At 41.8% G+C, this 25,492-nt stretch carries 18 protein-coding genes; 6 read left to right on the forward strand and 12 right to left on the reverse strand.

Going from position 1 to position 25,492, the window contains the following annotated elements; translation table 11 throughout:
• Nucleotides 1–63: 63 nt before the first annotated feature.
• The 8 genes from ispF to rlmD all read right to left on the reverse strand — a co-directional run bounded on the left by ispF (nt 64) and on the right by rlmD (nt 9,805).
• Nucleotides 64–546 (reverse strand): 2-C-methyl-D-erythritol 2,4-cyclodiphosphate synthase, encoded by a 483-nt coding sequence (gene ispF / locus MSG37_RS01310; RefSeq protein ID WP_248469131.1) that lies wholly within the window; start codon nt 544–546, stop codon nt 64–66.
• A 38-nt stretch (nt 547–584) separates the two neighbouring features.
• Complete coding sequence (ispD, locus tag MSG37_RS01315; protein WP_248468766.1) at nt 585–1,277, reverse strand: 2-C-methyl-D-erythritol 4-phosphate cytidylyltransferase; 693 nt, start codon at nt 1,275–1,277, stop codon at nt 585–587.
• 115 nt (nt 1,278–1,392) lie between these two features.
• A complete protein-coding gene (ftsB, locus tag MSG37_RS01320; RefSeq protein WP_248468767.1) occupies nt 1,393–1,686 on the reverse strand; it encodes a cell division protein FtsB in 294 nt (97 codons plus the stop codon).
• 90 nt (nt 1,687–1,776) lie between these two features.
• Nucleotides 1,777–3,072: a phosphopyruvate hydratase gene (gene eno / locus MSG37_RS01325; protein ID WP_248468768.1), complete on the reverse strand. Its 1,296-nt coding sequence runs from the start codon at nt 3,070–3,072 to the stop codon at nt 1,777–1,779.
• A gap of 271 nt (nt 3,073–3,343) precedes the next feature.
• On the reverse strand, nt 3,344–4,984 hold the full coding sequence (locus tag MSG37_RS01330) for a CTP synthase (protein ID WP_248468769.1): 1,641 nt from the start codon (nt 4,982–4,984) through the stop codon (nt 3,344–3,346).
• Nucleotides 4,985–5,099: 115 nt separating this feature from the next.
• Nucleotides 5,100–5,903: a nucleoside triphosphate pyrophosphohydrolase gene (gene mazG, locus MSG37_RS01335; protein WP_248468770.1), complete on the reverse strand. Its 804-nt coding sequence runs from the start codon at nt 5,901–5,903 to the stop codon at nt 5,100–5,102.
• Between the two features lie 140 nt (nt 5,904–6,043).
• Nucleotides 6,044–8,251, reverse strand: coding sequence for a GTP diphosphokinase (gene relA, locus MSG37_RS01340; protein WP_248468771.1), 2,208 nt, complete (start codon nt 8,249–8,251; stop codon nt 6,044–6,046).
• A 216-nt stretch (nt 8,252–8,467) separates the two neighbouring features.
• Nucleotides 8,468–9,805 carry a 23S rRNA (uracil(1939)-C(5))-methyltransferase RlmD gene (rlmD, locus tag MSG37_RS01345; protein ID WP_248468772.1) on the reverse strand — a complete coding sequence of 446 codons (1,338 nt, stop codon included), beginning with the start codon at nt 9,803–9,805 and terminating at the stop codon, nt 8,468–8,470.
• 97 nt (nt 9,806–9,902) lie between these two features.
• Here rlmD and barA point away from each other — a divergent pair, with 97 nt between their 5' ends.
• Both barA and MSG37_RS01355 read left to right on the forward strand, forming a co-directional pair.
• A complete protein-coding gene (gene barA, locus MSG37_RS01350) occupies nt 9,903–12,689 on the forward strand; it encodes a two-component sensor histidine kinase BarA (RefSeq protein WP_248468773.1) in 2,787 nt (928 codons plus the stop codon).
• Between the two features lies 1 nt (nt 12,690).
• Complete coding sequence (locus MSG37_RS01355) at nt 12,691–13,296, forward strand: YjaG family protein (RefSeq protein WP_248468774.1); 606 nt, start codon at nt 12,691–12,693, stop codon at nt 13,294–13,296.
• Between the two features lie 56 nt (nt 13,297–13,352).
• Here MSG37_RS01355 and MSG37_RS01360 read toward each other — a convergent pair whose 3' ends face one another.
• On the reverse strand, nt 13,353–14,255 hold the full coding sequence (locus tag MSG37_RS01360) for a LysR family transcriptional regulator (RefSeq protein ID WP_248468775.1): 903 nt from the start codon (nt 14,253–14,255) through the stop codon (nt 13,353–13,355).
• Nucleotides 14,256–14,395: 140 nt separating this feature from the next.
• On the opposite strand from MSG37_RS01360, the gene MSG37_RS01365 reads away from it, so the two are divergent.
• The 4 genes from MSG37_RS01365 to recN all read left to right on the forward strand — a co-directional run bounded on the left by MSG37_RS01365 (nt 14,396) and on the right by recN (nt 23,376).
• Entirely contained in the window at nt 14,396–15,349 is a 954-nt protein-coding gene (locus MSG37_RS01365) for an AEC family transporter (RefSeq protein WP_248468776.1), read from the forward strand.
• 325 nt (nt 15,350–15,674) lie between these two features.
• Nucleotides 15,675–19,268, forward strand: a complete 3,594-nt coding sequence (locus MSG37_RS01370) for an ATP-binding protein (RefSeq protein WP_248468777.1) — start codon at nt 15,675–15,677, stop codon at nt 19,266–19,268.
• A 146-nt stretch (nt 19,269–19,414) separates the two neighbouring features.
• The gene (locus MSG37_RS01375; RefSeq protein ID WP_248468778.1) at nt 19,415–21,037 is read left to right on the forward strand and encodes a response regulator; all 1,623 of its coding nucleotides are present in this window, start codon (nt 19,415–19,417) and stop codon (nt 21,035–21,037) included.
• Nucleotides 21,038–21,714: 677 nt separating this feature from the next.
• Nucleotides 21,715–23,376 (forward strand): DNA repair protein RecN, encoded by a 1,662-nt coding sequence (gene recN, locus MSG37_RS01380; protein ID WP_248468779.1) that lies wholly within the window; start codon nt 21,715–21,717, stop codon nt 23,374–23,376.
• Nucleotides 23,377–23,449: 73 nt separating this feature from the next.
• On the opposite strand, the gene MSG37_RS01385 is transcribed toward recN, so the two are convergent.
• The 3 genes from MSG37_RS01385 to nusB all read right to left on the reverse strand — a co-directional run bounded on the left by MSG37_RS01385 (nt 23,450) and on the right by nusB (nt 25,485).
• On the reverse strand, nt 23,450–23,944 hold the full coding sequence (locus MSG37_RS01385; protein ID WP_248468780.1) for a phosphatidylglycerophosphatase A: 495 nt from the start codon (nt 23,942–23,944) through the stop codon (nt 23,450–23,452).
• Entirely contained in the window at nt 23,944–24,903 is a 960-nt protein-coding gene (gene thiL / locus MSG37_RS01390) for a thiamine-phosphate kinase (protein WP_248468781.1), read from the reverse strand. Before thiL ends, MSG37_RS01385 begins: the two co-directional genes overlap by 1 nt.
• A gap of 174 nt (nt 24,904–25,077) precedes the next feature.
• The gene (nusB, locus tag MSG37_RS01395; protein ID WP_202722444.1) at nt 25,078–25,485 is read right to left on the reverse strand and encodes a transcription antitermination factor NusB; all 408 of its coding nucleotides are present in this window, start codon (nt 25,483–25,485) and stop codon (nt 25,078–25,080) included.
• Nucleotides 25,486–25,492 lie beyond the last annotated feature (7 nt).

Consider the following 25,492-nt stretch of genomic DNA (forward strand, 5'->3'; position numbering starts at 1 on the left):
TATATAACTAAAGGCTTATTAAAATGGCCTATGTAGCAGACAACTATAAAGGCGGCCGTATTGCTAAGCAGCTTGACTCATCAATACTACAGCTTCAACCGCAATACCTTCTTTACGACCTGTAAACCCAAGCTTTTCAGTTGTTGTTGCTTTGACGTTGATATCGCCAATGTCTGAAGACAAGTCAGCTGCCAGTACCGCGCGTATAGATTCAATATGTGGCGCCATTTTTGGTGCTTGCGCAATAATAGTGACATCAAGATTAGATAATTGATAACCCATTTCAGTCGCAAGCTTATAGCAATGCCTTAATAATACCCGGCTATCTGCACCTTTAAATTCAGCATCTGTATCAGGAAAGTGCTTACCAATATCGCCCAATGCCATTGCACCTAAAATAGCATCTGAAATGGCGTGCAAAACAACATCACCATCTGAATGGGCAATCAGGCCAACCTCATAAGGCACATCCACACCACCTAGAATAAGTGGTGGCTCGCCGCCAAATTTATGCACATCAAAGCCGTGACCAATTCTAATTTTCATTTCGATACCTGTCTGTTTTGCCAATAAGGCCCAACACCTTAAATTGAATTTTTGAGAAAAAGTGATGCTAGCTGTAAATCATCCGGGTGAGTCACTTTTATGTTATCGGCGCGCCCTGAAATCACTACAGGCATAACGCCTGCCCACTCCATTGCAGAGGCTTCATCAGTAATGAGCGCTCCAGCAGCAAGTGCTGCGGTTAAATGATGCGTAAGCTCTTTAACAGGAAAAAACTGCGGCGTTAATGCATGCCAAAGCTGATCTCGACAAACTGTCGCGGTAATAACACCTTCTGCATTAGTCCGCTTCATGGTATCACGCACTGGCGCGGCTAAAATGGCACCTTGAGGGTGCACTGTCGCAGAGGCAATTAATTTATCGATATCTAGATGGGTTAAACAGGGGCGCGCTGCATCGTGAACCAATGCCCAAGCGCCTTCACCGGCAAGATTAAGTCCAGCTAAGACCGAATCAGCTCGCTCTTTTCCGCCACAGACACATTGTAATTTAGGGTGTGAAGCTTGCGGCAAGTCAGCAAAGTAATCATCGTTTGGATTAATAGCCACAATCACTTTATCAATTTTAGGATGCGACAATAAGCAATCTAATGTGTGGCCTAAAATCGTCTGCTCATTTAACATTAAATACTGTTTAGGAATTTCAGCGCCCATTCGGCTGCCAATTCCAGCTGCAGGTACTATGGCAATAATTTGTTTAGGAGTTTGGCTCATTAATGAGTTCCATATAATGCAGGTGTTTTACTGTCGATTAAAAAGTGCATAGAGCAATGTGATTACTCTGTTCTCAATGACTTAATTCTTTTTTACTTAGGCCAACTTGCTCTGCTTAGTTTGAGTCACTTGGGCGCTCGCCTCCCACAACACGAAAGAAAGTCTCTCCGTCTTTAACCATGCCAAGCTCATTGCGGGCTCGCTCTTCTAGTGCTTCGGTGCCACTGCGCAAATCGCTTATTTCTTCTCTTAATACTTGGTTTCTTGCCACTAACTGCGCATTACTTTGCTGCTGAAGTCTAATTTGCTCTTGCAGGTGAAAAGATTCAGCTAGGCTTTTTTCTCCTAACCAAAGGCGATACTGAAGCATGGCAAGTAAAGCAATTAATACAAAAAGAAGGCGTTTCATGAGTCTAAATAGCAAGAATTTGAGAATATTAAACAGATAGTACAACAAAAAAGGCCACCGAGTGGTGGCCTTTTTAAAGTTTATCGCGTTTTACGCTTGACCTTTAATCTCTTTAAGGCCGTTGTAAGGTGCTTTTTCGCCTAACTGCTCTTCGATACGAAGCAGTTGGTTGTACTTAGCCACACGGTCACTACGACATAGTGAGCCAGTCTTGATTTGGCCAGCTGAAGTCGCCACAGCTAGATCAGCAATTGTTGCATCTTCAGTTTCACCACTACGGTGTGAAATCACAACTGTGTAGCCAGCTTCTTTCGCCATACGGATAGCAGCTAGCGTCTCAGTTAGTGAACCGATTTGGTTAAACTTAATCAAGATAGAGTTAGCAATACCATTGTCGATACCGCGCTTTAAGATCTTAGTGTTAGTTACGAACAGATCGTCACCAACAAGCTGGATCTTATTACCCATAATTTGAGTTTGGTAAGCCCAACCGTCCCAATCTGACTCGTCTAAACCATCTTCGATAGAAACAATTGGGTACTGTTCAGTTAGTGACTTAAGGAAGTCAGAGAAACCGTTTGCAGAGAAAACTTTGCCTTCGCCAGAAAGGTCATATTGACCATCTTTGTAGAACTCAGATGCCGCGCAGTCTAGTGCTAGAGTAACGTCAGTACCTAGTTGGTAACCGGCTTTCTCAACAGCAACCTTGATGATAGCTAGTGCATCAGCATTTGATGCCAAATCTGGTGCAAAACCACCTTCGTCACCAACTGAAGTGCTTAAGCCTTTAGACTTAAGTACGCTCTTTAGGCTATGGAAGATTTCAGCGCCCATACGTAGTGCTTCACGGAAGTTCTTAGCGCCAACAGGCTGAACCATGAACTCTTGGATATCTACGTTGTTATCTGCGTGCTCACCACCGTTTAGAATATTCATCATAGGAACAGGCATTGAGTACTGACCTGGCGTGCCGTTTAGATCAGCGATGTGAGCGTATAAAGGAATACCTTTAAATGCAGCAGCCGCTTTAGCAGCAGCCAAAGACACAGCTAGAATCGCGTTAGCACCTAACTTATCTTTGTTTTCAGTACCGTCAACGTCGATCATAATTTGATCTAGTTCAGCTTGTGCAGTTGCATCTTTACCCATTAACGCATCACGGATTAGTCCGTTGATGTTTTCAACCGCTTTTAATACACCTTTACCTAAATAACGTGCTTTGTCGCCGTCACGTAGTTCAAGTGCTTCGCGGCTACCTGTAGATGCACCAGATGGTGCCGCAGCCATACCCATGAATCCGCCTTCTAAATGAACTTCAGCTTCAACAGTTGGGTTACCGCGAGAATCCATGATTTCGCGACCGATAATGTTAATAATCTTAGCCATAATGCCCTCGATTTAAGTTTTAAAGATAAATTTAAAGATAAAAGTAAAACGAAATTCTGTTCATCTAAACTTACGCCAAAAGGTAATAAAGATAGGGTCAACTCAGAGTAAAGCTGCGCTTTGAAAAGGTGAATGAGCTTGAACGGTAATCCCTTTAAAGCTCATTAAACGCTGAACTCTCGCTAAGTGACAAATCCTTTATGCCAATCGGTATTACAACACCACAAACAAAAAAACCGCCCCCAGAGCATGGAAGCGGTCTTGTTAGTATTTAGTCTTCTAAATCACGTTTTTGATAAGCTGCAGCGGCTGCTACAAAGCCCTCAAATAACGGCTGACCGTCACGTGGAGTTGAGGTAAATTCAGGGTGGAATTGACCTGCTACAAACCATGGGTGATTTGGTAGCTCAATCATTTCAACTAGCGAGCGGTCTGAAGATAGACCACTAAAGATAAGACCCGCTTTCTCTAGACGCTCTTTGTAGTTGTTGTTCACTTCGTAACGGTGACGGTGACGTTCAACACAAGTGTTGCCTTTGTATGCTGCAGCCGCTTTAGTGCCTTCTTCTAAGTGACATAGCTGTGCACCTAGGCGCATAGTACCACCAAGATCAGACTCTTCATGACGTTCTTCAACTTTACCGTCTTCGTTGATCCATTCAGTGATCAAACCAACAACTGGATGTGGTGTTTCTGGCATAAATTCTGTTGAATGCGCGCCTTCAAGGCCTGCAACGTGACGAGCAAACTCGATCAGTGCAACCTGCATACCTAAACAAATACCAAAGTATGGAAGGTTGTTTTCACGAGCGTACTTAGCCGCCATGATCTTACCTTCAACACCGCGCTCACCGAAACCACCTGGTACCAAGATACCATCTAGGCCTTGTAGTACTTCATCGCCCTTAGCTTCAACGTTCTGTGAGTCAATGTACTTAATGTTAACTGACACGCGGTTAAATAGACCGGCATGCTTTAATGCTTCGTTAACTGACTTGTATGCATCTGGTAGTTCAATGTACTTACCAACCATACCAATAGTGATTTCACCTGTTGGGTTAGCTTCTTGGTAAATTACTTTTTCCCACTCAGCTAAATCGGCTTCTTTACAGTCAATACCGAAACGCTTAGTCACAAGTTGATCTAGACCTTGTGCTTTTAGTAACGCAGGGATCTTATAGATACTGTCTACGTCTTTTAGCGAAATAACGGCACGTTCTTCAACGTTACAGAATAGCGAAATCTTTGCTTTCTCGTTGGCAGGAATAGCGCGATCGCCACGACATACCAATACATCTGGAGCGATACCGATTGAACGTAGCTCTTTAACTGAGTGCTGAGTAGGCTTAGTTTTAACTTCACCCGCTGCACCTAAGAAAGGTACAAGGGTCAAATGCATAAATAGAGTTCTATCACGACCAAGTTCAACACCTAGCTGACGGATAGACTCTAAGAATGGTAGTGATTCAATATCACCTACAGTGCCACCAATCTCAACGATCGCCACATCATGACCTTCGCCACCAGCAAGTACTTTTTCTTTGATAGCGTTAGTGATGTGCGGAATAACCTGAATGGTTGCACCTAAATAGTCACCACGACGTTCTTTACGAAGTACTTCTTCATAAATACGACCGGTAGTAAAGTTATTACGACGGTTCATCTTAGTACGGATGAAACGCTCATAGTGACCTAAGTCTAGATCTGTTTCAGCGCCGTCTTCTGTCACAAACACTTCACCGTGCTGTGTTGGACTCATGGTACCTGGATCGACGTTAATGTATGGATCCAGCTTCATAATGGTTACGTTAAGGCCGCGAGCCTCTAATATTGCAGCCAAAGAAGCTGCTGCAATGCCTTTACCTAGTGATGAAACCACGCCACCAGTAACGAAGATATACCTTGTAGTCATGCTGAACCTGAGAAAATGAGTTGGAAATATGTGCTTGTAAGAAAGCACTAGGACGGGGCAATATTATACCAAAGCAACATTGATTCGACAAACTACAATTAACCTAAAAACTAAGTTATTTGTTTGCTTCATCCTGTTTGACCTTATCCCAGTAGCCATCTAGCTCGGCTAACGAATGCTCTGTCATCGCGCGGCCATCGGCTTGAGCATAAGCTTCAACACCTCGAAAACGTCTTTCAAACTTTTGATTTGCTTGCCTTAATGCCTTTTCCGGCTCTACACCCAAATGGCGAGCAAGGTTAACAACAGCAAACAATAAGTCGCCCATTTCATCTTGCACTTTTTTAGGATCGACATGCTCTTGTTTAACCTCAAACAATACTTCATCGATCTCTTCGTGGATTTTAGCCACCACAGGATCAAGTTCTGCCCAGTCAAAACCCACTCTCGCTACACGTTTTTGAATTTTTATTGAGCGAGACAACGCTGGCAAACTCAGCGGGATATCATCAAGCGCCGAGTTGAGCTCTCTTTTACTGCGCTCATTAGCTTTCAACTGTTCCCAGTTTTGCTTGATCTCGCTGGTAGTCGTGGCTGCAAGTCCTTCAAATACATGGGGGTGGCGACGAGTTAATTTATCGCAAATCCGCTGGACGACTGTCTCGAAGTCAAATAAGCCCTGCTCTTTACCAAGCTGACAATAAAAAACCACCTGAAACAGCAAGTCACCAAGCTCATCAGGCAGTTCATCTAACGCCATACGTTCAATGGTGTCTGCGACTTCATAGGCTTCTTCTATCGTAAAAGGCACTATGCTTTGAAAATCTTGTGCTTTATCCCACGGGCAACCGCTTTGCGGATCCCGCAGCTTTTGCATAATCGCCAGTAAAGGCGCTGCATCACCAATCTGCTTTGTCATTTCATGATCCTTAATATGAGTGCCAATATATATGGCTAATACCCCATAAAAAACGGCAACCTTAAGTTGCCGTTGTATTTAGCTAAAACTAGTAGAACTCAACCCTTGTACCTTCGAGAGAACTCACCAAGCACGTCGTCTTATAATCTGCGTGCCTGCATAACGCCATCCACTTGGTTTAACTTCGACAATACCTTAGATAAGCCTTCAAGGTTATACAGTTCAAGCTCTAACTCGATAGTCGCGGTTTGAGTTTTCACATCTGAGGTTGAGCTCATAGCCATTACATGTGTTTTTTCAGCAGCCAGCACTGATGTTAAATCTCTCAGCAAACCTGAACGGTCATTGGCCAAAATGCTCAAGCGAATTTTATAACCACCTGAGTAGTTCTCGCCCCAAACAACTTCAACAGAACGCTCAGGCGATGCTCTGACTAACTCTTTGACTTGATCGCAATCAGCTCTGTGTACCGAGATCCCACGGCCTTTAGTAATAAAGCCAAAAATCTCATCACCAGGAACGGGCTGACAACACTTAGCGATGTGGCTCATCAAATTACCCACACCACTGACCTCAACCTGACCTTTACCGCGCTTAGTCGATTTGCTTTGGCTTTTCTTAACTAAGTCTTCAACCGCAGCCTCGTCGCTAAGCTCTTTAGTACGCAAGCGGCTCTGAACATGATTCACCACTTGATTAAGGCGCACATCTCCGCCGCCAATACCGGCGAGCAGATCGTCCATGCTGACTAAATTAAATCGCTCAACAGCAGATTGTGCATCTTTTAACTGCAGGTTACTTCTTGCCAGCTCAGCTTCAAGCATCTCTTTACCTGAAACAATATTCTTATCTCTATCTTGCTGCTTAAACCAATGCAGAATTTTAGAGCGCGCACGTGAGGTGCGGATGTAACCCAAGTTTGGGTTTAACCAATCTCGTTTTGGATTCGGGTGCTTAGAGGTAATAATCTCAATACGCTGACCCGTTTCAACCTGATAGGTAAACTGTACTATGCGGCCATCCACTTTGGCGCCAATACATTTATGGCCAACGTGAGAGTGAATGTAGTAAGCAAAATCGAGTACTGTAGAACCTAGTGGCAAGTCGACGACTTCACCACTTGGAGTGAATACATAAACACGGTCTTCAAATACTTGACTACGAACTTCATCGACTAAGTTGCCACTTTCAGCCACATCTTCTTGCCACTGCAAGATTTTACGTAGCCAATTAATCTTTTCTTCATATCCGCTTTGTTTGCCGCTGGCGCTACCTTCTTTATACTTCCAGTGCGCAGCTACACCTAGCTCAGCATCTTCATGCATTTGCTCAGTACGGATTTGGATCTCTACAGTTTTATCTTCAGGCCCAACGACCACAGTATGGATTGACTGATATCCGTTTGGCTTTGGATTAGCAACGTAATCGTCAAACTCACGTGGAATATGGTGCCAAAGGGTGTGTACCACGCCTAATGCGCCGTAACAGTCTTGTAAGCGGTCAGTGACAATCCGCACCGCGCGCACATCAAACAACTCATCAAATTTGAGCTGCTTGCCCTTCATCTTTTTCCAGATACTGTAGATATGTTTCGGTCGACCGTACACTTTGGCGCGAATTTGGTCTTTGTCTAACCGTGCTTGTAACTGGCTAACAAAGTCGTCGATAAAGGTTTCTCTATCAAGACGTTTACCATCAAGCTGCTTGGCGATATCTTTATAAGTTTGTGGGTGCAGGTAGCGAAACGAGATATCTTCAAGCTCCCACTTTAATTGGCCAATACCTAAACGGTTAGCCAAAGGCGCGTAAATATCAGCAATCTCGCGGGCAATAAGTACTTTAACTTCTTCGTCGGCATTTTTGATTTCACGCAGTAAGCAGATCCGCTCAGCAAGCTTAATCACCACCGCGCGCACATCTTCAACCATCGCCAATAACATCTTACGGATATTGTCGATTTGTGGTTCGCCATTGCGGGTTTGATTATCTATTTTTAGCGCGCCAATAGCGTTCATGGTTTCTACGCTAGAAACTAGTACCGACAATTTAGCGCCAAAGCCCTCTTCGATATCTTCTTTACTGATCAACTCAGCATCAAATACCACAAACAATATAGCCGCTTGTAAGGTTTCAATATCCATATTTAGTGGCGCAAGAATTTCAATCATCTCACGCGCACGTTTTAATACGGTAACGCTCGTCTCTTTCTTTTGCCCCACGAGCAGCTCGACCTGTTCAATTAAGGTCAAAAGAATTTGAGCTTCCGAAGCATCACTTATATAACGTTGCACCCATTCTTCGAGTTGAAAATCAGGATCGCTAAAATGTGCTTCACGAACAGATACCATCGATTTGACTTCCCTTACATACCCCAGACAGAAGTTAACAAAAGATTAACTCTACCTTTTTAATTAATATGCTCTATATTCGCGATTCAGCGATTATTGTCAATCAACAAAAGCAGACAATTGCTACTTAAAACGCCGATAATGCCGAAGTTTGAATTGTATGAGTTATATTTAAACAAAAGGTTTCACTAGATGTATCTTTTTGTGTCTTTTTATTTAATTTTTTAGTTCAAACAACGCCATCGACTCTAAATGATGGGTTTGTGGAAACATATCAATTAAACCAATTTTTTTAAGCTGATAACCTTGCTTCAATATCACTTCACTGTCTCGAGCAAGGCTAGCAGGATTACAAGAAACATAGACTAGTGCTTTCGGCTTTAACTTTTTAAGTGATTGCATGCTTTCATAAGCGCCAGCACGAGCTGGATCAATCAACATTTTGTCTACCTTACCCAACCAAGGTTCTTTGGACAGATCGGCACTTAAGTCGGCGTGATAAAAAGACACATTATCAAAACCGCTTTGCTTAGCATTAAGGCGAGCTTGCTCAACCATAGCTGGCACACCTTCAACGCCAATCACGTCAGCGCCATTCACTGCAAGTGGCAAACTAAAGTTACCAATGCCACAGAAAAGATCCAGCACACGTTCACCCGCTTGTGGTGCGAGCCACTCAACAGCTTGGTTAACCATGGCTTGATTTACCTTGCCATTAACTTGAATAAAGTTGCCTGGTGAGAAATCGAGCTTAACTTGGCTATCATCGAACCGGTAATATGGCAGTTCACCCGCACCATTGACATGTTCACACTGACCATCATCATCTTGCAGTAATACGATAACTTGGTGTTTAGCTGCAAACTCAACTAAGCGCGCCTTATCTTTATCAGACAGAACTTTAGTGACGCGAAGCACTACAAAGTTGCCATTATCCGCTTGGGTCAATTCAACATGACCAAGCGCTTTTTTACCGCTTAACTGGTTAAGCATAAAAGCAAGTTCAGGAATAAGAGCAGATAAAGGCTCAGCCAATACTGCGCATGACTGAATTTCAACAACGTTGCTACTGCTACTCGCTCTAAAGCCTAAACTAATGTGTTTAGTGCTTTTGTCATACCAGGTCGCTAAACGCGCGCGGCGGCGATAATGCCAAGGGCTATCACTTAGCGGCTGACAAATTTCACTCGCTTGAGTTTGCGCAAATTTGGCGACTAAGTCGACTAAGGTCGTTGCCTTATGAGTGCGCTGGGCATCCAAGTTTAGGTGCTGCAGATCGCAGCCACCACACTGTGCAAAGTGCGGGCAAGGGGCCTCGACACGCTCAGTAGATATTTTTTGTATTTTCAGTAATCTTGCACGGGCAAACTTTTTCTTTTGCTCAGTCAATTGCACTGAAACCGTTTCACCCGGCAATGCGCCATTAATAAAAACAATTTTGCCATCATGGTGGGCAATACCTGCCCCTAAATGATCGAGTTGAGTCACTTCTAGAGACAACTTTGACGATAATTGCTTAGATCTACTTGGTTTTGCTTTAAAAAATTGTGCCATTTTGCTCTCAAAATAGATAAAAAACTGGCCAAAACAGGTTAATCTCTGGCAGTCTATCGAATACTCACACTATATTTAATGGTAACCCATACAAAGAATGAATGATGCCAAGAATATGACCAAATACAGCCTTAGATCATGGGTTCTGGTATTGGCGTTAGCCCCAACTATTTTAGTGGGTATTTTATTGGGTAGCTATTTTACCATAAATAGATTCTATGAACTCGAAGATACGCTCATAGAACAAGCAAGTAATATTATCGAGCCACTAGCCATCGCCGCAGAAGTGGGTCTTGAAAGTAAAGATTTTGAAACCACCAAAAGATTAATCACCTCCGCGCAATTAAATAAAGCATCGTTAGTGCAGTTTATTGCCATCTTTGATGATGACAATCGGGTGGTCGTCACCTCTCACCATTATAAAAACCATGAAATAATGCGCTTTGGTAAGCCGCTTGAATCAATGCTCAGAACTGAGCTTGAACAAGTGGGCGACAGCATGATTCTGCGTAGCCCTATTTTTAAAAGTAGTAACGCTCCTGTACAGGGTTTCAATAGTAGTCAAGCCACCTCAGATGTAATAAAAATTGGCTACATTGCGATTCTAATAAATAAAGAAAACGCGCTATTACAACAGCATAGAGCCGCAGTAGCGGCATTTATTATTGTGTTGATTGGTGTGCAGCTAAACCTGTTCTTCACTTTCCGTTTAGTTAAAAACGTCACCCAACCTATTACAGAAATGGTGCGGGTTGTTGCCAAGATTCGTGAAGGCAAACTTGATACTCGCTTAACGGGCAACTTGATTGGTGAGCTGGACTTACTTAAACGCGGTATTAATGCCATGGCAGGCTCATTGTCGGAATACCATGATGAGATGCAGCAAAACATTGATCAAGCGACCTCTGATTTACGTGAAACCTTAGAGCAAATCGAGATCCAAAACGTTGAACTTGATATGGCCAAAAAACGTGCCCAAGAAGCCAGCCGTATAAAATCAGAGTTTTTGGCAAACATGTCTCATGAATTAAGAACGCCATTAAACGGTGTGATTGGTTTTGCTAAACAGCTATTAAAAACACCGCTGCACTCAAGCCAGCAAGACTATATTCGCACCATCGAGCGCAGTGCCACTAACTTACTTAGTATCATTAATGACATTCTCGACTTCTCGAAACTTGAAGCGGGTAAAATGGTGCTAGAGAACATTCCGTTCTCTCTACGGGAAACCATAGAAGAAACAGTGACTATGTTATCGAGTACTGCGCGCGAAAAAGAGCTCGAACTAGTAATCGATGTAGACTCACGTATACCAGAAGATGTCACTGGTGATGCCATGCGCTTTAACCAAATCATCACTAACTTGGTCGGTAATGCAATTAAATTTACCGACAAAGGCAGCGTACAGTTAAAACTACAACTTGAAGATATTAAAGACGGCAAAGTACACGTTCGCTGTGAAGTGATTGATACCGGAATTGGTATTGATGAGCAGCAACAATCATCGCTATTCCAAGCATTTGGTCAAGCGGACTCTTCTATATCTCGTCGCTTTGGCGGCACAGGCCTAGGACTGGTTATTACTAAGCGCTTGGTCAATCGGATGGGCGGCCAAATAGGATGTTACTCTGAACCTAATCAAGGCTCGACCTTCTGGTTTTCTTTACCACTCAATATTAGCCAATACCCAATCAATGATACCTTGCCGTTAGCTCCACTTAAGGGCAAAAGTATTCTCTTGTTTGAACCAAAAACGCTTACTCAACAATCAACAGAGCGCATGTTAAACCGCTGGGGCATGAAAGTGACCATGGTTGATAATATCGAGCAATTAGAGCAGATTACTAGCCAATCTAATAAAGTTTTCGATTTTGCTCTTGTGAGTTGTCGTGCAATTGCCTTATCAAATTCTCCGGTACGATTACTCAAACTGATTAAACCGAATATCGACTATCTACTGTTAACTTCTGACTGTGTTGAACAAGAAGATGTGTTCTCGCAGCTGAGACCTTATATCGATAAACAGATTTCGATACCTGTTGGCGAAAAACTATTATCCAAATCGTTACTCGACCCGCACTCGTCAGCATTGAATGACAGTTTATTACCACTGAGCCCTGTGGCTATGCCAGCTAAGTTAGAAAACCTCAGCGTGCTCGCGGTTGACGATAACCCTGCAAACCTTAAGTTGATTGATACCCTTTTAAAAGAGTTAGTCACCCAAGTACAAGTTGCAGATAACGGTGAGCTTGCTGTGCAGCTCGCTAAAGAGCGCAGTTACGATTTGATCTTTATGGATATCCAAATGCCTGGCACTGATGGTATTACTGCGACCAAATTAATTAGAAGTCACTCTTTAAACCGCAATACACCTATTATTGCGGTAACAGCACATGCAATAGCTGAAGAAAGAGAGCGTATTTCTACTAGTGGTATGGATGGCTATCTACCAAAACCGATTGATGAGGCCGCCCTAAAAGGTGTAATCACTCGCTGGAAAACAAAACCTAAGTTTACTCACTTTGATCAACGAACATTAAATTGGGACCTTTGCTTGACCCAAGCCAATAACAAGCCAGACTTAGCGCTAGATATGTTGAAGATGCTGCTCAAGTCGTTACCTGAAACCGTAGAGCATATCGAAACTGCGCTATCGCAAGACGACGATGATAAAATGCTGGCTTGTATTCATAAACTTCACGGCGCCTGTTGTTACTGCGGCGTCCCCAGCACACAGATGTTGTGCAAAGAAATTGAATCAGCTTTAAAGCGTGGCGTCTCAATTGATGCCGTAGAACCAGAAATACTAGAGTTACTTGATGAGTTAACTAAGGTAGAATCTGCCGCTAATCAAGTGATCTCCCAGCTATCAGTGGATATATAAGATGACAAACAAACAGGGATTTTTTAAACGCCTAAAAGCACTCGAGTTACCTCAAAAGAAGCTTTTCGCGGTTGCCCTATGCCAGCGTATGCTACCAAACTATCAGTTATTTTCTGAGGTATGCGAATTTGGCGATCCTAAAGTACTCGATACCTTGCTAAACCTGCTTTGGCAATCGATGTACGATAACAAGCTAAAGTTAAATATTGATATTTATCTGCAGCGCCTTGATGACAACACTCCAGAGCCTGCTGATTTTGACGTTTACGGTGTTTACCCTGCGATGGACGCAGTTGTTGCACTAACATCTCTCATCAGCGCACTGCAAAGTAAAGTGGAAGAAGATATTGTCAATATCAGCAAATTGTCTTCTTCGACTGTAGCAAATTATATTGAAGCAACTTGCGAACAAGAGTTTGATAACGAAGATGCATTAGATGATTACATCTTTGCGCATGAAGTGATGCAAGAAGAAAAAGAGATGCAAAACTCTCTACTAGAAATCATTGAAGAAAACCCATCAATGAAGGCCGACTTTATTAAAGAGTTACGCCGAGAAATTGTAGAAATTGGTGTATCAAATATTGGTATTGAAGCTAGCCGTTAAAATAACCACTAGCCAACTCACTAAAAAGCGCATTTGTTAATGCGCTTTTTTATGGCTTAAACATCCATAGAAAACAGCTGTTCAGCTCTAGCCTGCATAAACTCAATAAATAACTGTACCTTTAATGGCTGGTGACTACGCTGATGATACAAAATGGAGATCCGCCGTTTCTCACCAATCCACTCAGGTAGTAATGCTTTAAGACTGCCAACTTTAAGTTGTTTTTTCACAAATAGCTCCGGCCCATATAAAATTCCCGCGTTTGCCATAGTTGCTTCAACTGCGCCATGTAAATCACTTAAGGTTAACTTGGCTTTACCATCATAATAAAACGATTCGCCATTAGGATGCTTTAGCGACCAATTATAAAGAGGCCACACCTTGATTAAGTCGTGATCAACCAATTCACTTGGATGAGTTAATGCTGGAGCTTTTTCAATATAATCAACTGAGGCAAACAACCCGTAATTAAGTACACCTAAAGAACTTGAGATCCAAGAAGAGTCTGGTTGCGTCCCGCCCACGATCGCAACATCAACGCCTTCGTCAATTAAGTCGATAACGTTATTGTTCTGAGCGATATGCAGTTGAATGTCTGGATAGCATTCGCAAAACTCATTGAGAGTTTTGATAAATATCATCGAAATAATCGACACCGGCGCAGCGATCCGCAATGTGCCCTCGGGCTTATCAACCGTTGCGCCACTGATGCTATCAAATTGGGAGATGATTGATTGGTATTGCTGAAATAGCGCCAAGCCCTCTTCCGTCAGCCTTAGCTTACGAGTATTACGCATCAACAGTTGTTTATCTAATACTGTCTCTAATTTAGTGAGTTTGCGACTCACTGTAGCAATGGGCATATCCAGTTCTTTTGCTGCTTGAGAAAAGCTGCCTGCATTAACTAAATGCACAAACTGATAGATCAGTTGTAGCTCTAAACCAAAGTTGCTGCTCATTAATAAAACCTTAGTATCTAAACACGATTTTTAGGCACTCTACGACCTAAGCTCAATATTACACTAAAGCCGAATTATGATAATGTTTCAGCTCAATCATTTGCTCGCTTCATTTTTAACCGTAACAAAATAAAGCCTGTATGCCCGCGATATTAACCCCATTAATTGCCGTATTCGGCATCATGCTGTTAGGTACCTTAGTGCAAAAGAGTAAACTTTTGCCCACGGAAACCGATCAAGTACTCAATCAATATGTTTACTACATCGCTTTTCCGGCCATCATGCTGATTACATTAGCGCAAACGCCAATCCAAGACATTCTGCACTGGGGTTATATCTTTGGTTATAGCCTAGCTATGCTTAGTTGTTATTTCTTAAGCTATCTTGCATCTCGCATAATCGCTCCCAAACAAAGCGCCTGCGCCACTATGCGTGCTCTTAATGCCACCTTTGGAAATACCGCCTTTATTGGTATTCCGCTAATGGCTATATTGTTCCCAACAGAGCAAATTGCGCTAGCTGCGGCAGCCATAGCTAGCTTACTGTCGGTATTTATGTTTGCCATTGCCCTTGTCTCACTTGAGATGAATGTTAATAAAGACAAAAGTTCTGCTCTAAAAATCATTTTTCTGGCATTAGGCAAAAACCCAATAGTCATGGCGAGCTTAATTGGAATAGGTCTATCTTCTTTAAGTATTAACCTACCAGAGAGCCTAGCGCTGATGATCAGGCAGCTTGGCATGACATCAAGCCCCTGCGCATTATTCGCTATCGGTATGGTGTTAGCTAAGTCAGGGCAATATCAAAGCTCTTCGCGTTTTATTAACAGCAATCAAGCGGCAGAAATTAGTGCTATCAACCTAGTAAAGTTAATTGTTCAGCCTGCCCTCACCTATGTATTAATGCAATGGCTTAACGTTGAGTCGCAATTAATTGCCATGGGGGTAATTTTAGCTGCATTACCTACTGCCGCTAGTGTTTACTTACTTGCGCAGCGGTATCAAACTCAAGTCATTACCAGTGCGCAAGGGATTTTATTAGGCACGCTTTTAAACTTTGTCAGCCTACCTTTGCTGGAACGTTTTTTACTCTAGCCTTGCTTAAATAGTCTTGTTCAACAGCAAGTAGAATGCAGGATGATTAGTCATTACTCACTAGCGTAACGCCATTTATTTTGGCTTGATGCGTAGCAATCATTACACTCAACACTGCTTTTTAGATATTCAGATACACAGCAATTACGCAACAAACAATGAGAAAAACACCTACTAAATCAACCTTTCATTAGCGACTATTGCGCTAAATTGAATACACTAATATTCAAGGTTTTAAGTACATCAATAAATGCTAAAAATAGATTGGTCAAAAAGTAATTTGTAGATTATTATTCGCCACCTTTTTTCATTCATTGCTCAAAAAATGACTAAGCTTGTTGTTTTCCTGTTATTCATCACTACTTTTTTAAGCTTTCCATCTGCACAATCTTTCGAACTAAATTCAGAAGACAAAGCTTTTTTACAAAACAAAGAAGTGCTTGTTGTGGCCATGCCTAGCACGGGCCTGCGCGCTTACTGGAACAAGTCAGGTTTAGGCGCCCCTGGGGTATATACCGACTACCTTAAAGAGCTTGCTAAAACATTAAATATCGCAATCGAATTTAAAGATTATAACTGCTTAGATAAATTGCTAAGTGCGGTAGCATCTGGCGAGGCCGACTTATCACTTGGGTTTATCCCAACAACAGAACGCGAAAAGAATCTGCTGTTCTCTGTTCCTGTGTTTGAAAACTATCAACTCAACTGGTTACGTAACTCAAGCTACCGCAATACAGCACCTACAAAAATGGACTGGATATGTGTTGAAGGTTCATTTTCTTGTGAAGCTGCGGCTAAAAATGGTTACCGAACACTAATTAGAGTTAAGACCTTAAGAAGTCTTATTCACCATCTTTCGACAGGTAAAGCTGACGGCGCAGTTATACATTTTGGCTCGGTGCATCATTACTATCAAACTGTAGCCGTTGGTGATTGGTTGGGTGATATTGTATTTAACGAAAACAGCCAGCCGATGCTGTCATCTTTTATAACAGCTAAAACCAATACGCAATTGATGAATATTCTTAATCAATATCAACATAGCGTACATGATAATCAAGTAACAAAGCCTTTTGAGTTTAACAACTTAAGTATGCTCCATAACGAGCTAACGATAGAGGCTATTTACCAGCAGTACGGCAGGAATACAATTCGTTACAGCATTGAAGACAACCTAGCGCCGCTATCTTATATATCGGAAACCAATGGTGAGATTTCAGGCTATATACACGACATAGTAAAAATATTAGCACTCAAAACAGGCCTGAATTTTGAGTATGTTTACCCAAATAAACGGTCAGTTGACGAGATGCTCGCTACTGGCAAAATTGACTTTATTCCAGGTGAATTACTATCTGAAAAAATATCAAAGAGCACAGTAAAAACCCAACCTTTTTACACGATACATTGGTCGCATGTGCGCACCACCAAAGCCTATCAACAGCAAGTTGTGGCTATTTTAGATAGAAGCGGCAAAGCCGCTAAACTGGATATTTTTAACTTTTTAAATAACCCTGTTATATATACAGATTTTGCTTTACTGAAAAATGATATTGAGCGAGGAGTAATTACCCATGCTTACATTCCAAGAAGTATTGCAGATGACTACCTATACTACGGTAATAATAGTGATTTTGAGCTGGTTTACGGCCAAAAACATCAGCTACAGAGCCTAATGGGAATTAGTCTTAAAAAAGATGCGACCGCATTAAGAGATATGCTTAATGTTGCCATCGCTATCACAACGCCAAATGAAATTTCTTTGGCCGTACAGAATCATAATACGATTCAAACTGAATACGTTTATGGTAAAAAACAAGCAAGAAGCACCATTATTATTTTACTTCTGTTTTTTGCTATTGTGGTGATTGCTGGAGTGCTATGGAACACTAAACTCAAAAGCTATTTGCAAGAAGCCCGTGCCAATGGCAAAAAATCACACGACCAAATGCAGTGGTTAACCAGTGTTTTAAATAGTTTTCCCGGTATGGTACTGATTTCAGACGCTAAAGGTACGCCTCTATTATCTAATAAGTCATACAATGAGTGCTTTAAAAGTTGTGTAACCAATCGCTGCATTGAAAACCAAACGCCATGTACTTTTTTAGATGTGGTGCACTCAAATGCAGCTGAGATTAGTAGTGACATAGTCCACATTGACAAATCAGAATGCACTATTGGTGGCAAGTTTTACCGAGTCTCTCGTGACGTGGTTAATCATAATGATGGCAACGAGTACCATATTACGGTTTTTACCGACTTTACTGAGCTTAAACGCCGTAAAGAAGAATTAAAAAGCTCCCAGCAACAAGCAATTGAAGCATTAAAAGCCAGAGAATCATTTTTGGCTATTATCAGCCATGAATTACGCACACCATTAGCTGCAATGATGGGTTTAATGGAGCTACTAAACCCTGAAATCAAGACGGTAAAAAATAAAGAACTAATGCAAAATGCATTGGCATCAGCCGAGCGCTTAAAAGGCCTAGTAAACAATATTCTTGATTTCTCGAAAATGGAGGCAAATCAATTACAGCTTGATGTTTACCCTAGTCATTTCTTTGAAGAACTCGGTGCACTTTTTAGATTGCATGAAGCCAGTGCAGAGCTTAAAGAAATTAGCTTTAACCTTAATTGGCAACCTTCATCTTATTGTCAGGCTGAATTAGACTGGCTGCGTTTAAGCCAGATAATTAATAACCTTGTTGGTAACTCTCTTAAGTTTACCCAACAAGGAGCAATCAACATATCGATAAGTAATACTGATGACTCTCTACAGGTCATCGTTGAAGATAGTGGCTGTGGTATGACGCCAGAGCAGTTAACAGCCCTATTTCAACCTTTTACCCAAGCAGATTCCAGCATCAATAGAAAGTACGGTGGTACTGGGTTAGGTATGTCTATTGTGCAACACCTAGTTCAATTAATGGGCGGTCAAATAACCGTAACCAGTGAACGATACCTAGGAACTAAAGTTACTGTAAATATCCCAGTAAAATTCACAACGGACTGTGAGCCATTAGTCTCGCACGCCCAAAGTGGAGATGAAAAGGTACAACAATGGCTAACAACTTGGGGGATCAATACCGAGACCTGTAACGATAACGCTTCAGCCAACCTAATCAATATTGGTACGGGAAACCTATACCCTGACTTACTACTACGACAAGTACTGTTAGCTAATAGAAATAAGTCTCCAAAAACGGCTGACCTAAGCCAAAAATATACAGGCACAGTGCTGGTTGCAGATGATGATCCCATTAACCGATTTTTATTCCAAAAACAGCTCAAGAAACTTGGTGTAAATGCAGTAACGGTAAATGATGGTTTAGAAGCCTTACTCTACTTATCCGCTAATAGAGAGGATATTGATTTCCTGATCACCGATTGCCATATGCCAAACTTAAATGGCTATGAATTAGTGCGCCAATTACGTTCTAAGCCTGAGTTTAAAGAGTTTGCAATTGTTGGTTGTACCGCAGAAGACTCACGTTTAGTTGCCGAAAAAGCCGCAAAAGTCGGTATGAATGAAGTGATGTACAAGCCATATACCTTTAACTCATTATCTGAAGTTGTTAGCCGCTACTGTAATAAACAAGAGTGTGATAATAACCAAGATCTACTTAACTGGTTAATCGAATATAGTGATGAAGAGCAGCTTGAGCTGGCAGCCATAGTTAGAGATTCTTTACTAGCAGATAAAGAACAACTAGCTGATAAATCAATTCCGCTAACAGCACTTGGGCATAGAATAAAAGGTGCAGCTAACGCCCTCGGGTTAGAACAACTCGCACAAGCGGCTGCTGAATGTGAAGTCGTTGCGGCCCACAATGCTGACTTTGCAATTGCTAAGCTCAATATGGAAATAGATACTGTGGTTAACACTATTAATCAATGGCTAACTAAGCAACACCAATAGTCTTTATAACCTTTAATGTTTGGCTAATACTGTTTGCCTAATACAGTCTGACTTAGCCACTGTTTCAAAATGCTTGTTTATTGAATTTTACAAATTTAGTGTGATGGCAGCTTAAGCTGCCGTCTCGTTTTGGGAACATACTTGCTATGCAATCTTTTCAAACACTTAAGGTTTTAATCATCGATGACGCACCAACATTCTTGTTTACTATCAAGAGTATGTTGGTAAAGCTAGGTTTTTTAGAAACCAATGTATTTACGTCTAAATCAGCGAAGATGGCGTTAGATCTTGCCACCAATAAGCAATTCGATGTGATCATTTGTGACTATAACTTTGGCGTTGGCATGAACGGTAAACAGTTATTTGAAGAGTTTAAGCACCTTAAGCTGCTAACAGATACAACGGTGTTCATCTTAGTCACCGGCGACAATTCTGCCGCTACAGTCAGACCAATTGTAGAGCTCAAACCTGATGAGTATTTACTAAAACCATTTAACGCCATTACACTTAAGCAACGCTTATCGTTAGCGATCCGTCGCCGTGAAAAGCTCGCCGCGTTATATACAGCTGAGCGCTTGTTAGATGCAGAAGCAGGCTTGCAGCTGTGCAGCGAAATAGCTCCATTTCACCCTGAATACTATTTTGTTATTGAACGCTTTAAAGCCTCCTTTTTGACGATTTTGCAGCGCCACGAACAAGCGAAAAATGTTTATCAGTCAACACTAGAGAAAAAAGATCTCGACTGGGCAAGAGTAGGTTTAGCCAACTCATTGGCTAACTTAGGCAAAATTGAAGAAGCCGAAAAAATAATAAACCAGTTAATTGAGTCTTCACCCAATGATACACAGGTGAGAACAGAAGCCGCTTATATTAAGTTAAAAGATAGCGATATTCCTGCGGCAATCTCCCACCTAGAGCTCGCCAGCCAAATCGTACCTGGTAATTCAGAGCGCGAGCTGATCATCGTTAATTTATGCCTTTCAGTCGAAGACTACGGCCAAGCGCTTGAACGTTATCGTTTATACCTAGAGATCAACAAAGACACATACCGCAATAACGATTTTAGTAAGCTAGGATTAATTCGAGTTCTTCTATATCAAGCTCACTTTGCACCTAATAGACTTGCGTTGATTGAAGAGGCAAAGCATCACCTTAGAGCATTAATGAATAGCAAAAATGAATCAATCTTAAACGAAGTTGAACTATTAAAAGCCCACGTTTCGGTAGAGCTAGGCTTTTATCGTTCAGCGATGAGCATCTTAAAAAACTTACACAAGAAAGAGTGCTTTCAGCACTTCTACGCCACATATCACTATGCTTGGTTGCTTAACATCATGAGCGTAGAAAATGAGTTTAGTGAAGCAATTCAATGGTGTGGCCAAAACTTAGGCTTAGAAAGTAATCAGATTATATTTTCTAGTAAAGTTTCAATGCTAGAAGGTTTGAAAAAGAGCAATGAAACCAAAAAGACTTGGTTAAAAGAGAAGTACCTGAGTGTAAAAAACGGCAACTTAGATAAGCGCAGCTTGCTTGAAACCTATCTAGCAATTAATGAAACAGCGCCACTTCTAAAAACCGTATGCCTTAATATTATTAAGTCACTCTCTTTTGCATGGCCACGCCAATATGGCGTTACCCAAGTAAAAGAGATTATTCAACGCTGTGATAACGTGATTCAGCAACTGTATTCAGAGCAAGAATTGACGACGATGAATTATCAACAATATCATCAAGCTGCAGTTGATAAGTGTAAAAGCCAGCTAGATTAGCTAATCACCAATACCAAATGCGACTTATATTTCTAGTAAAGCCGCATTTGGCCAACTGCCGTCCTTTTATAGTGAATCAACACTATTCCCCACCTCAACTAAGCTTTTAAGATAAACACTCAAACGCTCTAGCTAACATATAGCAGCTGCCTTGCTTAGCTATACAGTGCTCAGAGCCATTTCTTATGTAGGGAGCTTATATACAGTGCTTATATACAGTACTAATACAAAATACCTATAAACAGTGGCTATACACAGTGGTTATGCAAAGTACTAGTACGCGATAGTTGCTCACATTACTGGTCAACAAAAATACAAAAGTTCACAGCAACAACTGCGGTGCTTAATGCTATTTACCGTAAACAGGCAAGGCTACTTGCCGGCATTATAACCAACTACTGTTTTCCCTCTCGCCTGTCAGCTTAGAACAAAAATTAAAGTAAACTATTGTTTAATAGTTAAAATAATAGCTATACAGCAACCGCGTTAAAATGCAGAACGACCTAAAATCTAACCCAAAAAGTTAAACTATAATAAACCTGTAATAGGCGTTTGTTGATTATCTTGTATCTAATAAAAATGCTAAGCAACGCGCATTAATTTAAATGCCCATATTTACTGTATGAAAAAACAGTATATACTGTATAACAATACAGTGTTTTGAAAAGGACATCACTATGCTTTGCCAACTCAGTATCAACAACTTTGCTATTGTGCGTTTTTTAGAGCTCGACTTTAAAGCCGGCATGACCAGTATTACTGGTGAAACGGGCGCGGGTAAATCGATTGCTATCGATGCCCTCGGCCTATGCTTAGGTAATCGAGCTGACGCAAATACTATTAGACCTGATGCGACTAAGGCCGAAGTAAGTGCCCGCTTTTTATTAAATGATACGCCTCAAGCTAAACGTTGGCTTGAAGATAATGATCTTGATCTAGATGATGAGTGTATTTTACGCCGCACCATTAGTAATGACGGCCGTTCTCGCGCTTACATCAATGGTAACCCTGTGCCTCTAGCTCAGATCAAATCGCTGGGTCAGCTACTTATTGGTATTCATGGTCAGCATGCTCACCATGCGATGCTCAAGAGTGAGCATCAGCTAACTCTATTAGACAGCTATGCAAATCATAAAATGCTGCTTGATAGCGTGAACTCAAGTTACCACAGGTGCAAAACCATAGAAAAACAACTGCACCAATTAGAGCTTTCTCAACAAGAGCGCTTAGCCCGTAAACAATTACTGCAATATCAAGTTGAAGAGCTAAATGAGTTTGCCATCAATGAGGGGGAATTTGAGTCCATTGAAGCTGAACATAAAAAGCTAGCCAATAGCACTGCATTGATTGAACTTTGTCGTAACCAGTTACACATTCTGCAAGATAACGATGAAGGCAGCGTAGAGTCATTACTGAACTCATCGATCGGCCAAGGACAAGATCTAGAAAGCTATGACCCGGCATTTGGTAATGTGGTAAACATGCTTAACGATGCGCTTATACAGGTACAAGAAAGCACCAGTGAAATTGAACGTTACTTAGATGGCTTAGAGTTAGATCCTGAATACTTTGCTCATTTAGAACAACGTTTGTCTAAAACCATGCAATTGGCGCGCAAGCATCAGGTATCAGCAAGCGAACTATACCAGCACCATCAAAGCTTATTAGAAGAGCTTGAAGATTTGGGCTCTGATGACGATAAGCTTGATGATATTAAGGAGCAGTTAAAAGCTAATCGCGAAGCCTATTTAGTTCATGCAAGAAAGCTTAGCCAGAGCCGTAGCCGTTATGCTAAAGAGTTAGATAAACAAGTCACTCAATCTATCCACGAACTGAATATGCCAAAGGGTAAATTCAATATCGCAGTAAACTTTAATGAGTCAGTAGTCACCCCTACCGGTTGTGACAATATTGAATTTTTAGTTTCAACCAACCCAGGCCAACCTTTGCAGCCTATTGCCAAAGTGGCCTCCGGTGGTGAACTGTCACGTATTGGTTTAGGCATTCAGGTGATCACAGCTAAGAAAGTATCTACACCTACGCTAATTTTCGATGAAGTAGATGTGGGGATCTCAGGCCCAACTGCAGCTGTAGTTGGCCGTATGCTGAGAAGTCTTGGTGAGTCAACACAGGTATTTTGTGTAACCCATTTACCGCAAGTAGCAGGCAATGGTCATCAACATATGTTTGTAAATAAGAGCAGCAAAGCGGGTAAAACAGAAACCTCTATGGTCGCGCTTGATAAAAACCAGCGCATTGAAGAGCTTGCAAGACTACTTGGTGGCGACACGATTACGAGTAATACCTTAGCTAATGCTAAAGAGTTACTACTGAGTTAACGACACTAAATGAATAAGCGTAAAACAAAAATGCAGAGCTTTAGCTCTGCATTTTTTTATTCAAACTCGCCAATTAAGCAAAGTAATAGGCTAAGCCTTGTAGACAAAGCAGAGAGAAAATACCCGCTAAAACATCGTCAATCATGATGCCAAAACCACCATGAACCTTGGCATCTAGCCAACGAATTGGCCAAGGCTTTAAAATATCAAAGAAGCGAAATAGTGCAAAACCTATCACTAACCACTGCCACCCTGCAGGCGCGGCAATCATAGTAATAAGTAACCCCGCAACTTCATCCCAAACAATCGCACCATGATCATGAACGCCCATGTCTTTCGAAGCTTTATCACAAATATAAAAGCCAGCGAATACGCTCAATAAGGTGAGTGCCACATACCAAGGTAAACTCAGCGGCGCCATAATCAAAAACAGAGGAATAGCCGCCAGCGTACCAAAAGTACCAGGTGCTTTTGCCGCTAAGCCTGAGCCAAAGCCCAATGCTAAAAAGTGGATCGGATTTTTAAGTGATAGCTTAGCTAACATAGGATCGGTTGAAAGTAGCTTCATTACTCGAAATGCTCAAAGCCCAAATTAGTTGGCTCAAAAGGTTTATTATTGTTTAACAGTTTTAACTGGCCACCGGTACAAATTTGGCCGACTTGGGTAAAACGCACACCCGTTTCAACAAGTGCCATCTCTAATGCACCTTTTTGCGCTTCAGGAACAGTAAAGAGTAGCTCATAATCTTCACCACCAGTAAGCGCATAGCTCAGTGCAGTTTCGAGCTCTACACTGCGTTTAAGCTCATCAGACAAAGGCAGGCGGTCAACATTAATCACAGCGCCCACTTGTGAGCTTTTTATAATGTGCTGAATATCCGACATTATGCCATCTGAGATATCGATAGCGCTTGATGCTAGCATACGTAAAGATTGCCCAGCCAATACTCTAGGGGTTGGCCTATAGTGACGACCAATCAAGTAATCACTGTCAGGCTTATCTACTGTCACTTTGCCACGTAAAATGTCCAAACCAAGTGCAGAATCACCTAAGGTTCCGGTAATGTAAATCCAGTCGCCATTGTTAGCACCACTGCGAGTTAAACCAGTGTCTTTAGGCACTTGGCCATTAATTGTAATCGTGATGGAGCGTGGACCGCGAGTGGTATCACCACCAATTAAGGCAACACCGTAATACTCGGCGACTTCAAACATGCCCTCGCTAAACTCTGCTAACCACTGCTCATCAACCTCTGGCAATGTCAGCGCGAGTGTCATCCACGCGGGCTCAGCGCCCATCGATGCCAAATCTGATAAGTTAACCGCCAAAGACTTATAACCGAGATCTTTCGCTGGCATATCAGGAAAAAAGTGCACATTTTCAACTAAGGTGTCACAAGAGATAGCAATCGATTTATTGGCTGCAGGCGCTACCACAGCGCAATCATCACCAATACCTATTACAACATCTTTGCGCGACTGGGCTCGCCCAGTAAAGAAGCTTTCTATTAATTGAAATTCTTTCACAATACCAATCACAAATAATAAGGGAAGGTTCAAGGAGAATAGAGGTAAATTAAACCAGACCGATAATTTGGCAAAGATGAAAACTCGCGTTCTTTGCTAAAAATAAAAATGCGCGGGCTGTCTTAACCTCTCTGTCGAACATAACAAAAACGGCATCCGAAGATGCCGTTTCAATTATTTATTGCGTGCTACCAGCTTATCTAGAATGCCGTTAACAAACTTATGACCATCTTCTGCGCCAAATGCTTTTGCAAGCTCGATAGCTTCGTTAATCGCTACCTTATAAGGCACATCCTTGCGGAATGTCAGTTCATAAGCTGCGATACGTACAATCGCTTTTTCAACTGGATCCACTTCATCAAGTGGACGAGTCACGAATGGAGCAATTAGCTCATCCAATTGACTCTTTTTAGTTGCAACGCCGCCTAATAGCTCACGGAAGTAAGCGATATCAACGCCAGCAACATCTTGTTCAGTTAGAAACTCATGCTCAACATCAGCAATATTGTTACCACTTAGCTGCCATGAGTAAATGGCCTGAACGGCTAAACGGCGGGCCTTACGGCGCTCTGAAGGCTTCATCAAATTG

It is taken from the genome of Shewanella sp. 1CM18E (assembly GCF_023161665.1).
Taxonomy (GTDB): Bacteria; Pseudomonadota; Gammaproteobacteria; order Enterobacterales; family Shewanellaceae; genus Shewanella.

Bases quoted from the DNA above. Each gene is read 5' to 3' on its own strand.
- ispF (WP_248469131.1), bottom strand. From the start codon at position 546: ATGAAAATTAGAATTGGTCACGGCTTTGATGTGCATAAATTTGGCGGC.
- ispD (WP_248468766.1), bottom strand. From the start codon at position 1,277: ATGAGCCAAACTCCTAAACAAATTATTGCCATAGTACCTGCAGCTGGA.
- ftsB (WP_248468767.1), bottom strand. From the start codon at position 1,686: ATGAAACGCCTTCTTTTTGTATTAATTGCTTTACTTGCCATGCTTCAG.
- eno (WP_248468768.1), bottom strand. From the start codon at position 3,072: ATGGCTAAGATTATTAACATTATCGGTCGCGAAATCATGGATTCTCGC.
- MSG37_RS01330 (WP_248468769.1), bottom strand. From the start codon at position 4,984: ATGACTACAAGGTATATCTTCGTTACTGGTGGCGTGGTTTCATCACTA.
- mazG (WP_248468770.1), bottom strand. From the start codon at position 5,903: ATGACAAAGCAGATTGGTGATGCAGCGCCTTTACTGGCGATTATGCAA.
- relA (WP_248468771.1), bottom strand. From the start codon at position 8,251: ATGGTATCTGTTCGTGAAGCACATTTTAGCGATCCTGATTTTCAACTC.
- rlmD (WP_248468772.1), bottom strand. From the start codon at position 9,805: ATGGCACAATTTTTTAAAGCAAAACCAAGTAGATCTAAGCAATTATCG.
- barA (WP_248468773.1), top strand. From the start codon at position 9,903: ATGAATGATGCCAAGAATATGACCAAATACAGCCTTAGATCATGGGTT.
- MSG37_RS01355 (WP_248468774.1), top strand. From the start codon at position 12,691: ATGACAAACAAACAGGGATTTTTTAAACGCCTAAAAGCACTCGAGTTA.
- MSG37_RS01360 (WP_248468775.1), bottom strand. From the start codon at position 14,255: ATGAGCAGCAACTTTGGTTTAGAGCTACAACTGATCTATCAGTTTGTG.
- MSG37_RS01365 (WP_248468776.1), top strand. From the start codon at position 14,396: ATGCCCGCGATATTAACCCCATTAATTGCCGTATTCGGCATCATGCTG.
- MSG37_RS01370 (WP_248468777.1), top strand. From the start codon at position 15,675: ATGACTAAGCTTGTTGTTTTCCTGTTATTCATCACTACTTTTTTAAGC.
- MSG37_RS01375 (WP_248468778.1), top strand. From the start codon at position 19,415: ATGCAATCTTTTCAAACACTTAAGGTTTTAATCATCGATGACGCACCA.
- recN (WP_248468779.1), top strand. From the start codon at position 21,715: ATGCTTTGCCAACTCAGTATCAACAACTTTGCTATTGTGCGTTTTTTA.
- MSG37_RS01385 (WP_248468780.1), bottom strand. From the start codon at position 23,944: ATGAAGCTACTTTCAACCGATCCTATGTTAGCTAAGCTATCACTTAAA.
- nusB (WP_202722444.1), bottom strand. From the start codon at position 25,485: ATGAAGCCTTCAGAGCGCCGTAAGGCCCGCCGTTTAGCCGTTCAGGCC.